We start from the raw sequence: 13,689 nt of genomic DNA on the forward strand, positions 1-13,689 counted from the left end.
TATGGCCGTCACGGACAAGGACACGCGGGCACCACTCCCGGATGGAGCATGCCCTACCCCCTCTCCCGGGCCTAGCCTGCGGACAAAGACACAAGTGCGTCCGAAAACACCCCCCAGGAGCCCTCTATGACCGCTGTCCCGCAGGAGCGCCGCATCGTCACCGCGATCCCCGGCCCCAAGTCGCAGGAGCTGCAGGCCCGCCGCCTCGAGACGGTGGCCGGTGGCGTGGGCTCCGTGCTTCCCGTCTTCACGGCCCGCGCGGGCGGCGGCATCATCGAGGACGTCGACGGCAACCGCCTGATCGACTTCGGCTCCGGCATCGCCGTGACCTCCGTCGGCGCCTCCGCCGAGGCCGTCGTGCGCCGCGCCTCCGCGCAGCTCGCCGACTTCACCCACACCTGTTTCATGGTCACCCCCTACGAGGGCTACGTCGAGGTCTGCGAGGCCCTCGCCGAGCTGACGCCGGGTAACCACGCCAAGAAGTCGGCCCTGTTCAACTCCGGCGCCGAGGCCGTCGAGAACGCCGTCAAGATCGCCCGTGCGTACACCAAGCGCCAGGCCGTCGTCGTCTTCGACCACGGCTACCACGGCCGTACGAACCTCACGATGGCGCTGACCTCGAAGAACATGCCGTACAAGCAGGGCTTCGGTCCGTTCGCCCCCGAGGTCTACCGCGTCCCGGTCGCCTACGGCTACCGCTGGCCCACCGGCGCCGAGAACTGCGGCCCCGAGGCCGCCGCCCAGGCGATCGACAACATCACCAAGCAGATCGGCGCCGAGAACGTCGCCGCGATCATCATCGAGCCGGTCCTCGGCGAGGGCGGCTTCATCGAGCCGGCCAAGGGCTTCCTCCCGGCGATCGTGAAGTTCGCCAACGACAACGGCATCGTCTTCGTCGCCGACGAGATCCAGTCCGGCTTCTGCCGCACCGGCCAGTGGTTCGCGTGCGAGGACGAGGGCATCGTCCCGGACCTGATCACCACCGCCAAGGGCATCGCGGGCGGTCTGCCGCTCGCCGCCGTGACCGGCCGCGCCGAGATCATGGACTCCGCCCACGCGGGCGGCCTGGGCGGCACCTACGGCGGCAACCCGGTGGCGTGCGCCGGTGCGCTCGGCTCCATCGAGACCATGAAGGAGCTCGACCTCAACGCCGCGGCGAAGAAGATCGAGTCCATCATGAAGACCCGTCTCTCCGCCATGCAGGAGAAGTACGAGATCATCGGCGACATCCGCGGCCGCGGCGCCATGATCGCGATCGAGCTCGTCAAGGACCCGGTCTCCAAGACCCCCTTCCCGGAGGCGGCCGGCGCGCTCGCCAAGGCCTGCCACGCCGAGGGCCTGCTCGTCCTCACCTGCGGCACCTACGGCAACGTGCTCCGCTTCCTCCCGCCGATCGTCATCGGCGAGGACCTGCTGAACGAGGGCCTGGACCTCATCGAGGCCGCGTTCGCGGCCATCGGCACGGACATCTGATCGAACGTCGGGAACGCCTGATCGCAGCGCTCGTCCGGTACCCGCGGTAACGGGCGGGCGCTGTGAAGAAGGTGTGGGGGGCCGATGGCGGGAGCGCGTTCCCGCTGTCGGTCCCCTTTTCTCTGCCGTACGGTTTCTGCAGATGAGTGAGACACCCCGCTCCCGGGAAATCGGGGGCGACACCAGTACCGGGCTTCCCCAGCGCCGTATTGGGCATGCGTTCGCGCACACTCCTCACCGATCGGACGGCCGTCCGCCCCAAACCCCCCGGGGCGCACGGCAACCCGATCCGGGCGGCCGTCCCGGAACCATCCCCCCTGTTCCGGGACGGCCGGCCATCATCCGGGCCGCGCTCTGTCTGACCGCCTTCGCCCTGATGACCTGGCAGGTCCTGGTCGCGGGCCCCCTGTTGGCCCCGGACGAGCGCATCAGCCGCGCCGTCGTCCGCACCGTCCCGGACTCCGTCACCGAGCGCCTGGCGGACCTCGGCAACGTCCCGGTCGCGCTCCCGGTCCTGGTCCTCGCGATCGCGTACGCCGCCTGGCACGGCAATCGCCTCGGCGCTGCGGCCGCGGCCCTGGCCATGGCCCTGGTGCCGGCCCTGATCATCCCGCTCAAGGAGTGGACGGCCCGCCCGGGCCCGCTGGAGCCCTGGGCCGCCGGGTACTACCCCTCGGGCCACACCGCCACCTCTGCCGTCGCCTACGTCGGCGCGGCCCTGCTCGTCGCCCCGTACACGCGCCGGGCATGGCCGGCGGCCGTCGCCCTCGTGCTCACGGGGGCGACGGCCGTCGGGCTGGTCCTGCGGGGCTGGCACTGGCCGCTGGACGTGCTGGCCAGCCTGTTCCTGTGCGCCCCGCTGCTCCTCGCGGTGCGGTGGTTCAGCCGCCGAAGTATCCGTCGAAGTTCCGGCTGAACTCCCAGCCTCCGAAGCGGTCCCAGTTGATCGACCAGGTCATCAGGCCGCGCAGGGCGGGCCAGGTGCCGTGGGTCTGGTACGTGCCGCAGTTCGTCTTCTTCGTCAGGCAGTCCAGGGCCTTGTTCACCTCCGCGGGCGGGGTGTGGCCGTTGCCCGCGTTCGTCGTGGCGGGCAGGCCGATGGCGACCTGGTCGGGGCGCAGCGCCGGGAAGACGCGGGCGGTGTCGCCCGCCACCGGGAAGCCGGCCAGCAGCATGTCGGTCATGGCGATGTGGAAGTCCGCGCCGCCCATGGAGTGGTACTGGTTGTCGAGGCCCATGATGGAGCCCGAGTTGTAGTCCTGGACGTGGAGCAGGGTCAGGTCGTCGCGCAGGGCGTGGATGACCGGGAGGTACGCTCCGGCGCGCGGGTCCTGGCCGCCCCAGGGGCCGGATCCGTAGTACTGGTAGCCCAGTTGGACGAAGAAGGTCTCGGGGGCCATGGTCAGGACGAAGTCCGGGCCGTACTTGGCCTTGAGGGTCTTCACGGCGGAGATCAGGTTGACGATCACCGGCGTGGTGGGGGCGCGGAAGTCGGTGTCGCCGGTGGCCAGGGAGAGGGAGTGGCCCTCGAAGTCGATGTCGAGGCCGTTGAGGCCGTATTCGTCGATGATCGCGCTGACGGAGGAGACGAAGGCATCGCGGGCGGCGGTGGTCCCGAGCTGGACCTGGCCGTTCTGGCCGCCGATCGAGATCAGGACCTTCTTGCCGGCGGCCTGCTTGGCCTTGACGGCCGCCTTGAACTCGGCCGGGGATTCGACGTTCGGGCACTCCGCGACCGGGCAGAGCCGGAAGCGTATGTCTCCGGAGGTCACCGAAGTCGGTTCGCCGAAGGCGAGGTTGATGACGTCCCAGGAGGCGGGCACATCGGCCATCCGGGTGTAGCCGGAGCCGTTGGCGAAGCTCGCGTGCAGGTAGCCGACCAGCGCGTGCGCGGGGAGGCCGCCACCGCCGCCACCGCCGCCGCTCGTCGTGGTCCCGGAGACGGGGGCGCTCCTGGCGGACTCGCCCGCCGCGTTCACCGCGCTGACCTGGAAGGTGTACGTCGTGGAGGCGGCGAGCCCGGTGACCGTCGCCGAGGTTCCGGTGACGGTCAGGGGCGCGGCTCCGTCGCGGTGGACCTTGTAGCCGGTGGCTCCGGAGACCGCCGACCAGGAGAGGTCCAGGGTGCTCGCCGTGGCGCCGGACGTCGTCAGGCCGGTGGGGGCGGCCGGGGGCCGGGGGTCGACGGGGCCGCCCGGGTCGGGGCCGAGGAGGGTGAGGTCGTCGGTGAAGTGCGCGGGCTGGCCGTACCAGCCGTGGGTGTAGACGGTCACCGAGGTGGTCGACGGACCGGTGCGGAAGCTGGTGGTGAGCTGCTTCCACGCGCCCGGGGTCTGCGTCCAGGTCGACACGTCGGTGGTGCCGGTCCCGGTCGCGCCGAGGTAGACGTACGCGCCCTGCACCCAGGCAGCGAGCGTGTACGTGGAGTCGGGCTTGACGGTGACGGTCTGGGAGCAGCGGGCGTTGTCCTGCCCGGCCGGGGTGGCCTTGAGGGCGGAACCGCCGCCGTGGACGGGGGTGGTGACGGTGGCTCCGCTGCCTGCCGAGCAGCTCCAGCCGGTGAGGCCCGACTCGAAGCCGCCGTTGCGTACGAGGTCGGCGTCGGCCGCCGCGGCGGGCGGGCCCGCGGCGAGGAAGCCGGCCGCCGCGAGTGCGGCGGCCGTGAGGAGGGACCTGGCTCTGCGCACAACTGCCTCCGGTGCGTGGGGGGATGGAGGGGGTCTGGGGGCACCTCCCAGCGGTAGCTGGGGGAGGCGCCCAAGATGGTCCAGACCAATGCCCTTGTCAAGACTTCCGGCCCTCCTCCGCCAGCACGCGCGCGGCCGCCTCGTGCATCGCGAGCTCCAGCACCGCCGGATCGGTGAGCGTCCCCTGCCCGTCCGGGAGCACCAGCCAGCGCACCCCGCCCGTGGACCGGCCGGGGTACGGAACCACGATCCAGGTCCCGCGTCCGGCTCCCCGTACGCCCGTCCCGAGCCAGCGGGACGCCGTGCCCGGGGGCACGAAGAAGCCCAGCCGCGAGTCGCCGAAATCGGCGAGCACCGGGCCGGGCCGGGCGAGGAGCAGGTTCAGCACGTCGAGGGTGGCCTGCCCCAGCTCCCCGGGCAGGATCAGCACGTCCCAGCGCCGGCCGGCGGGCAGCAGGGCGACCCCGAGGGGGTTGCGCTCCCACTCCCACCGGCAGGCTTCGGGGTCCGGTGCCACCGATACCAGCCATTCCACTGCCGTCTTGGTTTCCGGGTCCGCCATCGCCCGGCCTCCGTTCGTCTCGTAGCGGTGAGGGTTTCTCACCGGGAGAGAGCGCGGCCGGGCGCGGCCATTACGCGGGTTCCGTTGGTCCGACGGGGTGAAGCGGGTCACACGATGACGGGCGGGCGTGCGCCGGGGGCGTGTGCGGCGGCGGTCAGCTGTCGAAGCCGAGCCCGAAGCGGTCCAGCGTCCTCAGCCACAGGTTCCGGTGGCCGCCGCGTTCGTCGGCGCGGGCCAGCGACCACTTGGTGAGCGCGATCCCGGTCCACGCGAAGGGCTCCGGCGGGAAGGGCATCGGCTTGGACCTGACCATCTCCAGCCGCGTGCGCTCGGTGGAGAGTCCGTCCAGCAGGTCCAGCATCACGTCCGCGCCGAAGCGCGTGGCGCCCACGCCGAGCCCGGTGTAGCCGGCCGCGTAGGCGACCTTGCCCGAGTGCGCGGTGCCGAAGAAGGCGGAGAAGCGCGAGCAGGTGTCGATCGCACCGCCCCAGGCATGGCTGAACTTCAGGCCCTCCAGCTGCGGGAAGCAGGTGAAGAAGTGCTCGGCGAGCTTGAGGTAGGTCTCGGGGCGGTGGTCGTACTCGGAGTCGAGCTTCCCCCGGTAGGGGTAGATCGCGTCGTAGCCGCCCCACAGGATCCGGTTGTCCTTGGTGATCCGGAAGTAGTGGAACTGGTTGGCGCTGTCGCCGAGCCCCTGCCGGTTCTTCCAGCCGATGGCGGCCAGCTGCTCCTCGGTCAGCGGCTCGGTCATCAGCGCGTAGTCGTAGACCGGGACGGTGAACGGGCGGATCCGCTTGACCAGCGACGGGAAGATGTTCGTGCCCAGGGCGACCCGGCGCGCCAGGATCGTGCCGTACGGGGTCTGGACGGTCATCCCGCGGCCGGCCGAGGCCATCTTCAGGCCGCGGGTGTTCTCGTAGATCCGCACCCCGAGGTCCAGGCAGGCCCGCTTGAGCCCCCAGGCCAGCTTCGCCGGGTGGAGCATGGCCACGCCGTCGCGGTCCCACATGCCCGCGAGGAAGGTCGGCGAGTCCACCTCGGCGCGCACCGCGTCGCCGTCGAGGAACTCGGCGCCGCCGCCCAGGCCGAGGCGCTCGGCCTCCTGGTGCAGTTCCCGGAGCTCCTCGACCTGGTGCGGCGCGGTGGCCACGTCGATCTCGCCGGTGCGCTCGAAGTCGCAGTCGATGCCGTAGCGGGCGACCGCCTCCTCGATGGCGTCGAGGTTGCGCGCGCCCAGCTCCTCCAGCTTGGCGAGCTCGTCCGGCCAGCGGGCCAGGCCGTTGGCGAGGCCGTGGGTGAGGGAGGCCGCGCAGAAACCGCCATTGCGGCCGGAGGCGGCCCAGCCCGCCTCCTTGCTCTCGATCAGGACGACGTCCCGCTCGGGGTCGCGCTCCTTGGCGAGCAGCGCGGTCCACAGCCCGCTGTAGCCGCCGCCGATGACCAGCAGGTCGCAGCGCTCGTCGGAGGTGAGCGCCGGCTGGGGGGCGGGCTTGCCGGGGTCGTCCAGCCAGTACGAGACCGGCTTCGCTTCGGAAAGGGATTTCGCAACACTACGCATGGCGACTGGGGCCATGGCTTCCAACTCCCTACAGGGTGTTACTTGGACTGTGCCTTCTTGCGGCGGCTGCCGACCATCTGGCCGGCGAGGACCACCAGCACCGCGATGACGAACATCGCCGTGCCGATGACGTTGATCTGCACAGGCGTACCGCGCTGGGCCGATCCCCACACGAACATGGGGAAGGTGACGGTGTTGCCCGAGTTGAAGTTGGTGATGATGAAGTCGTCGAACGAGAGCGCGAAGGAGAGCAGCGCGCCCGCCGCGATTCCGGGCGCGGCGATCGGCAGCGTGACCCGTACGAAGGTCTGCACCGGGCCCGCGTAGAGGTCGCGGGCGGCCTCCTCCAGCCGCGGGTCCATGGACAGGACGCGCGCCTTGACGGCGGCGACGACGAAGCTGAGGCAGAACATGATGTGGGCGATCAGGATCGTCCAGAAGCCCAGCTGGATGCCCATGTTGAGGAAGAGCGCGAGCAGCGAGGCCGCCATCACGATCTCGGGCATGGCCATGGGCAGGAAGATCAGCGAGTTGACCGCGCCGCGCGCCCGGAAGCGGTAGCGGACCAGCGCGAAGGCGATCGCGGTGCCCAGGGCGGTGGCGGCCAGGGTGGCCCACAGGGCGATCTGCAGCGACAGCGAGAGGGAGCCGCACAGGTCGGCGACCCCGCAGGGGTCCTTCCACGCGTCGAGCGAGAACTCCTGCCAGGCGTAGTTGAACCGCCCGGTGGGGTTGTTGAAGGAGAAGACGGTCACGACCACGTTCGGCAGGATCATGTACGCGAGCGTGCCGAGGCCGAAGATGACGACGAGATTGCGCCGCAGCCAGCCGGTGAGAGTGCGCATCAGACCAGGTCCTCCGTCCCCGCCCGGCGGATGTAGATGGTGACCATGATCAGCACGATGGCCATGAGGATGAAGGACAGCGCGGCCGCCGTCGGATAGTCGAGGATGCGCAGGTACTGCGACTGGATGACGTTGCCGATCATCCGGGTGTCCGTGGAGCCGAGCAGCTCGGCGTTGACGTAGTCGCCGCTCGCCGGGATGAAGGTCAGCAGGGTCCCGGAGACCACGCCCGGCATGGAGAGCGGGAAGGTCACCTTCCGGAAGACCGTGGCGGGCTTCGCGTACAGGTCCCCGGCCGCCTCGTGGAGGCGGGTGTCGATGCGCTCCAGCGAGGAGTACAGCGGCAGGATCATGAAGGGGAGGAAGTTGTACGTCAGACCGCAGACGACCGCGAGCGGCGTGGCCAGCACCCGGTCGCCCTGGGTGATGCCGAGCCAGCCGGTGACGTCGAGGAAGCCGATCTTGCCCAGGACGGCGACGACCGGGCCGCCGTCGGCCAGGATCGTCTTCCAGGCCAGCGTGCGGATCAGGAAGCTGGTGAAGAACGGGGCGATGACCAGCACGAGCAGCAGGTTGCGCCAGCGGCCCGCCTTGAAGGCGATCAGGTAGGCCAGCGGGTATCCGAGCAGCAGGCAGAGCACGGTGGCGGTGCCCGCGTAGAGCAGGGAGCGCAGGAACTGCGGCAGGTACTCGGTGAAGGCGTCCCAGTAGGTCTGGAAGTGCCAGGTGACCTTGAAGCCCTCTTCGAGGGAGCCGGTCTGCACCGAGGTGGAGGCCTGGTAGACCATCGGCAGCACGAAGAAGACCAGCAGCCACAGGATGCCGGGGAGCAGCAGCCAGTACGGGACCAGCCGCTTGCGCACCGACGCCTTGTGCACCGGGGGTTCGGCGGGGGCGGGCGCCTGGGGCGGCGCGGCGGTGGCGGTCACGCGCTCTCCTCGACCGTCTCGATGCCCGCGTCGCCCATCGTCCCTGCAAGCATGGACTGGGCGGCGTCGAGGCCGAAGGTGTGCTCCGGGTTCCAGTGCAGGATCACCTCGGCGCCCGGGACCAGGCGGGCGTCGCGCTCGATGTTCTGGGCGTACACCTCCAGCTCGGGGCAGACCGGGCTGTCGATGACGTACTGGGTGGAGACGCCGATGAAGGAGGAGTCGGCGATGCGGCCGCGGACCGTGTTGCGGCCGGCCGCGATGGCGTGCTCCTCATCGGCGTGGACCAGGGAGATCTTCTCCGGGCGCACCCCGACCAGCAGCTTCCCGCCGGCGCGGGGGGTGGTCGAACATCGGGCCGCGGGCAGGTGCAGTTTCGTGCCGGAGGCGGAGACCACCACCTCGGTGCCCGCGGACTCCACGGACGCCTCGATGAGGTTGGAGGTGCCGAGGAAGTTGGCGACGAAGGTGGTCGCCGGGTTCTCGTACAGCTCGGCGGGGGCGCCCAGCTGCTCGACGCGCCCGCCGTTCATCACGGCGACCGTGTCGGCCATGGTCATGGCCTCCTCCTGGTCGTGCGTGACGTGCACGAAGGTGATGCCGACCTCGGTCTGGATCCGCTTGAGCTCCAGCTGCATCTGGCGGCGCAGCTTGAGGTCGAGGGCGCCGAGGGGCTCGTCGAGGAGGAGCACCTGGGGGTGGTTGATCAGGGCGCGGGCCACGGCGACGCGCTGCTGCTGACCGCCGGAGAGCTGGTGCGGCTTCTTGCCGGCCTGCTCGCCGAGCTGCACCAGCTCCAGCATGTCGTCGACCTGCTTCTTGACCGACTTGATGCCGCGGCGGCGCAGGCCGAAGGCGACGTTCTCGTAGATGTTCAGGTGCGGGAAGAGCGCGTAGCTCTGGAAGACCGTGTTCACCGGGCGCTTGTACGGCGGCAGGTGGGTCACCTCCGTGTCGCCGAGGTGCACCGTGCCGGTGGAGGGCTCCTCCAGGCCGGCGATCATGCGCAGGGTGGTGGTCTTGCCGCAGCCCGAGGCGCCGAGCAGGGCGAAGAAGGAGCCCTGGGGGATGGTGAGATCCAGCGGGTGCACGGCGGTGAAGGTGCCGTAGTGCTTGCCGATCCCGGCGAGGCGGACGTCGCCGCCCGCGGTCTTGTCAGTCATGGGTGGGTCCCGGGGTTGGGTGGGGGAAGGGTCAAGTGGCTGGGCGCTCGCCGCGAGGCGTCAGGCTCCGATGAGCTTGGCGAACTTCTCTTCGTAGGCCGTCTCTTCCTCGCTGGTGAGCGAGCGGAAGGCGTGTGCCCTGGCGGCCATCGCCTTGTCCGGGACGATCAGGGGGTTGTCCGCGAGCGCGGGATCGATCTTGGCCAACTCGTCCTTGACGCCGTCGACCGGGCAGACGTAGCTGATGAAGGCGGCCAGCTGGGCGGCGACCGGGGGCTCGTAGTAGTAGTCGATGAGCTTCTCGGCGTTGCCCTTGTGGCGGGCCTTGGCGGGCACCAGCAGGTTGTCGCTGGAGGTGATGTATCCGGGGGCCGGGATCGCGTACTGGATGTCCGGGTTGCCGGCCTGGAGCTGGATGACGTCGCCGGCCCAGGCGAGGCAGGCGGCCAGGTCCCCCTTGTCGAGGTCGGCGGTGTAGTCGTTGCCGGTGAAGCGGCGGATCTGCTTGGTGTCCACGCCCTTCTGGAGGCGGCCGATCGCCCCGTCGAAGTCCGCGGTGGTGAAGTTCGCGGGGTCCTTGCCCTGGTCGAGCAGGGTCATGCCGACGCTGTCGCGCATCTCGGTCAGGAAGCCGACGCGGCCCTTGAGGCTGGGGTCGTCGAGCATCTGGGTGACGGAGTCGACCTTCTTCCCGTCGGTGGCCTTGGTGTTGTAGGCGATGACGGTGTCGATGCCGGTCCACGGGTAGCTGTACGCGCGGCCCGGGTCCCAGTCGGGGGTGCGGAACTGCGGGATCAGGTTGGCGTAGGCGTGCGGCAGGTGCGAGGGGTCCAGCTTCTGCGCCCAGCCGAGGCGGATGATGCGGGCGGCGAGCCAGTCGGTGACGACGATCAGGTCGCGGCCGGTGTCCTGGCCTGCGGCGAGCTGCGGACGGATCTTCCCGAAGAACTCGACGTTGTCGTTGATGTCCTCGGTGTACTTGACCTTGATCCCGGTCCGTTTGGTGAACTCCTCCAGGGTGGGACGGGTCTTCTCGTCGTCACTGGTGTCCATGTACTCGGTCCAGTTGGAGAAGTTGATCTCCTTCTCCTGCGCCGAGTGGTCGTCGGAGGCCGCCGCCGAGTCGCCCGCGCGCTTGGCGGGCGGAATACCGCACCCGGCGAGGGTGGACAGGCCGCCGAGGGTGAGCGCCCCGACTCCGGAGGCGCGCAGCAGCGAGCGGCGGGTGAGGGCGCCGCGCCCGCTGGTGAGGCTGCGCCGCATCGCGGCGAGTTGCGCCGCCGAGAGGCGGTCGGGCTCGAACTGCTCCATGCGCTGTGCCCTTTCGGGAGGTGTACCGCTGGTCAGGCGGTGGTTTTGTTATCGGTCCCCGAAGATCGTGCGGTGCCAGTCCTTGGCCGCCACCGCCGTGTTGTCGTACATCACGTGCTTGACCTGCGTGTACTCCTCGAAGGAGTAGGCGGACATGTCCTTGCCGAAGCCACTGGCCTTGTAGCCGCCGTGGGGCATCTCGCTGATGATCGGAATGTGGTCGTTGACCCAGACGCAGCCCGCCTTGATCTCGCGGGTGGCCCGGTTGGTGCGGTAGACGTCCCGGCTCCAGGCGGAGGCGGCGAGTCCGTAGGGGGTGTCGTTGGCCAGCGCGATGCCCTCGTCGTCGGTGTCGAAGGGCAGGACGACGAGGACCGGCCCGAAGATCTCGGACTGGACCACCTCGCTGTCCTGGGCGGCGCCGGAGATGAGGGTGGGCCGGTAGTACGCGCCTTCGGCGAGCTCGCCGCCCGGGATCTCGCCGCCGGTGACGACGGTGGCGTACGTACGGGCGCGCTCGACGAAACCGGCGACCCGGTCGCGCTGGGCGTGCGAGACCAGGGGGCCGAGGTCGGTGGTGGCGGCGAAGGGGTCGCCGAGGCGGACGCTCTCCATCAGCTCGGCGACGCGGGCGACGAAGGCGTCGTGGAGGGGGCGCTGGACGTAGGCGCGGGTGGCGGCGGTGCAGTCCTGACCGGTGTTGATGAGGGAGGCGGCGACGGCGCCGTGCGCGGCGGCCTCCAGGTCGGCGTCGTCGAAGACGAGGAAGGGGGCCTTGCCGCCGAGCTCCAGGTGGAGCCGCTTGACGGTGGCGGTGGCGATCTCGGCGACCCGCTTGCCGACGGCGGTGGAGCCGGTGAAGGAGGTCATGACCACGTCCGGGTGGCCCACCAGGTGCTCGCCGGCGTCGCGGCCGGCGCCGGTGACGATGTTGATCACGCCGTCGGGGATGCCCGCGTCCTTGGCCGCCTGCGCGAACATGAGCGAGGTCAGCGGGGTGAGCTCGGCGGGCTTGAGGACGATGGTGTTGCCGGCGGCGATGGCCGGGAGGATCTTCCAGGCAGCCATCTGGAGCGGGTAGTTCCAGGGCGCGATGGAGCCGACGACCCCGATGGGCTCGCGTCGCACGTAGGAGGTGTGGTCGCCGGAGTACTCGGCCGCCGCCTGCCCCTGGAGGTGACGGGCGGCGCCGGCGAAGAAGGCGGTGTTGTCGATCGTCCCCGGTACGTCGAACTCCGTGGACAGCTTGATCGGCTTGCCGCACTGCAGGGACTCGGCGTACGCGAAGTCCTCGGCCTGCTCGGCCAGTACGGCGGCCAGCCGGTGCAGGGCGTCCGACCGCTCCCCGGGGGTCGCGGCGGACCAGCCCGCGAAGGCCCTCTCGGCGGCGGCGACGGCCTCGTCGACGTCCGCGGTGCTCGCGAGTTCGTAGGTGAGGACCTCGTCGCCGGTGGCGGGATCGACCACCGTGTGTGACTGCCCGGACGTGCCGGACCTCAGCTGCCCGTCGATGTACTGCGCGCCGTCTGCGAAGCGGTCTTTGACCTGGAAGCGGTTGCCCATCACGCTCTCACGCTCTCCGTAGCTACAGTTCGAGCTACAGCTCGAATTGAGTGCCGATCCTGACAGAGGACATTCCCTCGGCCAAGTGATTCCGTTGTTGCCTTTTGATTACGCGACGGAATCGGTCGACCATGTGTCGAGGCACACCCGAAATCCCGTACGAAGTGTCAGTGGCGACTGTCAGACTCGCGTGCATGGAGATGATCGACAACCTGATCAAGCAGGTCAGCCGTGGTGAGCGGGTGAAGTTCCTGCCGTTCTGGGGACACCGGCCGAGGCCGGACGGGACGCTCGGGCCGAGCTGCCTCAGCCAGTGGTGGCCGTCGGCTTTCACTGTGGGTGACGTCGAATACGCCACGGCCGAGCACTGGATGATGGCCGGGAAGGCTCGGTTGTTCGAGGACGCGGAGGCGGAGCGGGCGGCCCTGGCGGCCCGGACCCCGGCCGAGGCGAAGAAGGCCGGGCGCCTGGTGCGCGGCTTCGACGAGGCGGTGTGGCAGCGCGAGCGCTTCGGGATCGTGGTGGAGGGCAGCGTGCACAAGTTCGCCTCCGACCCGGCCCTGCGCTCGTACCTCCTGACCACCGGAGACCGGGTCCTGGTGGAGGCCAGCCCGGTGGACCGCATCTGGGGCATCGGCCTGGCCCCCGACGACGACCGCACCCTGGACCCGGCGAGCTGGCGCGGCCTGAACCTCCTGGGCTTCGCGCTGATGGAGGCCCGCGAGCGGTTGCGCGAGGGCGGGGAGTGACGGAGCGGCGCAGGGTGGCCGCCGTGATCGTCCGGGACGGCTGCGTGCTCATGGTGCGCGAGCGCGGGCGGGGGCCCACGGGTCGGCACGACGGGCCGGAGTACTGGACCCTGCCGGGTGGCGGGCTCGAAGCCGGCGAACAGCCGGAGGATGCGGTGCGGCGGGAGGTGGCCGAGGAGGTGGGGCTGCGTGCCCTGGGCGTGCGGTACGCGTACGACTCGCCGTACCCGTCGGGCTGGACCTCCTGCTTCCGCGTGGACGTCGAGCCCGGCGAGCCCGTCCTCGGTGTCGACCCGGACATGGAGTGCGACTGCCCGCGGATGGTCGGGCTCATCTGGGTCCCGCTGTCGCGCGGGAACGCCGACGGCGAGGTCATGGTGCCGACGCTGCTGATGGCGGCGAGGGTCTGACGGGCAGCTAATTGCGTGGCGGCGCCCCGGCCCGCCGCCTAACGTGATCCTTGTCCAGGTGCGAAGGCGAGACCTACTTCCACTGTTAATGGGGAGGTCGCGGGTTCGAGTCCCGCCACCGGCTCGGGCCGGTGTAGCTCAGTTGGCAGAGCACCACGTGGTTTCGCCGAACTCGATCTCTGGACACCTACGTCACGCACCTCCCGGTGCGCAGGCTGCGGCTCCTTCTTTTGCCAAGACACCAGGCCGCCGCCACCTTGATCTCGGGAGGCCGTGCGTGGGGGATGCCCGGTGCGCAGGCAGCGGTTACTTCCCGGACCCGGAGGTCGTGGGTTCGAATCCCACCCGGCCCCGCCCGCGAGGGCGACGGCCGGTGGAGCAGTCAGGAAGCTCGCCGGGCTACAGTCCGCCGCCGACCCCGATCTCGGGCATCCCTCAC

Annotated in this window: 12 protein-coding genes; 4 read left to right on the forward strand and 8 right to left on the reverse strand. The window is 70.3% G+C overall.

Annotated elements, in window-relative coordinates; translation table 11 throughout:
• Nucleotides 1–126 precede the first annotated feature (126 nt).
• Together gabT and ACGFYU_RS26945 are read left to right on the forward strand one after the other, a co-directional pair.
• Nucleotides 127–1,473 carry a 4-aminobutyrate--2-oxoglutarate transaminase gene (gene gabT, locus ACGFYU_RS26940; protein WP_393829897.1) on the forward strand — a complete coding sequence of 449 codons (1,347 nt, stop codon included), beginning with the start codon at nucleotides 127–129 and terminating at the stop codon, nucleotides 1,471–1,473.
• 376 nt (nucleotides 1,474–1,849) lie between these two features.
• Nucleotides 1,850–2,389: a phosphatase PAP2 family protein gene (locus ACGFYU_RS26945; RefSeq protein ID WP_393829898.1), complete on the forward strand. Its 540-nt coding sequence runs from the start codon at nucleotides 1,850–1,852 to the stop codon at nucleotides 2,387–2,389.
• Here the strand turns inward: ACGFYU_RS26945 and ACGFYU_RS26950 are convergent.
• The 8 genes from ACGFYU_RS26950 to ACGFYU_RS26985 form a co-directional block, all read right to left on the reverse strand.
• The gene (locus ACGFYU_RS26950) at nucleotides 2,355–4,160 is read right to left on the reverse strand and encodes a chitinase (protein ID WP_393829899.1); all 1,806 of its coding nucleotides are present in this window, start codon (nucleotides 4,158–4,160) and stop codon (nucleotides 2,355–2,357) included. The two genes, ACGFYU_RS26945 and ACGFYU_RS26950, sit on opposite strands and share 35 nt — an antisense overlap.
• Nucleotides 4,161–4,257: 97 nt before the next feature.
• A complete protein-coding gene (locus tag ACGFYU_RS26955) occupies nucleotides 4,258–4,722 on the reverse strand; it encodes a hypothetical protein (protein ID WP_393829900.1) in 465 nt (154 codons plus the stop codon).
• Nucleotides 4,723–4,876: 154 nt separating this feature from the next.
• Nucleotides 4,877–6,295, reverse strand: a complete 1,419-nt coding sequence (locus ACGFYU_RS26960; protein WP_393829901.1) for an NAD(P)/FAD-dependent oxidoreductase — start codon at nucleotides 6,293–6,295, stop codon at nucleotides 4,877–4,879.
• A 23-nt stretch (nucleotides 6,296–6,318) separates the two neighbouring features.
• Nucleotides 6,319–7,125 carry an ABC transporter permease gene (locus tag ACGFYU_RS26965; protein ID WP_393829902.1) on the reverse strand — a complete coding sequence of 269 codons (807 nt, stop codon included), beginning with the start codon at nucleotides 7,123–7,125 and terminating at the stop codon, nucleotides 6,319–6,321.
• Entirely contained in the window at nucleotides 7,125–8,054 is a 930-nt protein-coding gene (locus tag ACGFYU_RS26970; protein WP_393829903.1) for an ABC transporter permease, read from the reverse strand. Before ACGFYU_RS26970 ends, ACGFYU_RS26965 begins: the two co-directional genes overlap by 1 nt.
• Nucleotides 8,051–9,217, reverse strand: a complete 1,167-nt coding sequence (locus ACGFYU_RS26975) for an ABC transporter ATP-binding protein (RefSeq protein WP_393829904.1) — start codon at nucleotides 9,215–9,217, stop codon at nucleotides 8,051–8,053. Before ACGFYU_RS26975 ends, ACGFYU_RS26970 begins: the two co-directional genes overlap by 4 nt.
• A 60-nt stretch (nucleotides 9,218–9,277) precedes the next feature.
• Nucleotides 9,278–10,528 carry a spermidine/putrescine ABC transporter substrate-binding protein gene (locus tag ACGFYU_RS26980; protein ID WP_393829905.1) on the reverse strand — a complete coding sequence of 417 codons (1,251 nt, stop codon included), beginning with the start codon at nucleotides 10,526–10,528 and terminating at the stop codon, nucleotides 9,278–9,280.
• A 48-nt stretch (nucleotides 10,529–10,576) separates the two neighbouring features.
• Nucleotides 10,577–12,091 carry a gamma-aminobutyraldehyde dehydrogenase gene (locus tag ACGFYU_RS26985; RefSeq protein ID WP_393829983.1) on the reverse strand — a complete coding sequence of 505 codons (1,515 nt, stop codon included), beginning with the start codon at nucleotides 12,089–12,091 and terminating at the stop codon, nucleotides 10,577–10,579.
• Nucleotides 12,092–12,285: 194 nt separating this feature from the next.
• Here ACGFYU_RS26985 and ACGFYU_RS26990 point away from each other — a divergent pair, with 194 nt between their 5' ends.
• Together ACGFYU_RS26990 and ACGFYU_RS26995 are read left to right on the forward strand one after the other, a co-directional pair.
• Nucleotides 12,286–12,840, forward strand: coding sequence for an NADAR family protein (locus ACGFYU_RS26990; protein ID WP_393829906.1), 555 nt, complete (start codon nucleotides 12,286–12,288; stop codon nucleotides 12,838–12,840).
• A gap of 14 nt (nucleotides 12,841–12,854) precedes the next feature.
• Nucleotides 12,855–13,250, forward strand: a complete 396-nt coding sequence (locus tag ACGFYU_RS26995; protein ID WP_393829907.1) for an NUDIX hydrolase — start codon at nucleotides 12,855–12,857, stop codon at nucleotides 13,248–13,250.
• Nucleotides 13,251–13,689: the final 439 nt, after the last annotated feature.

Origin of the sequence: Streptomyces sp. NPDC048337 (assembly GCF_043201175.1) — a bacterium.
Taxonomy (GTDB): Bacteria; Actinomycetota; Actinomycetes; order Streptomycetales; family Streptomycetaceae; genus Streptomyces.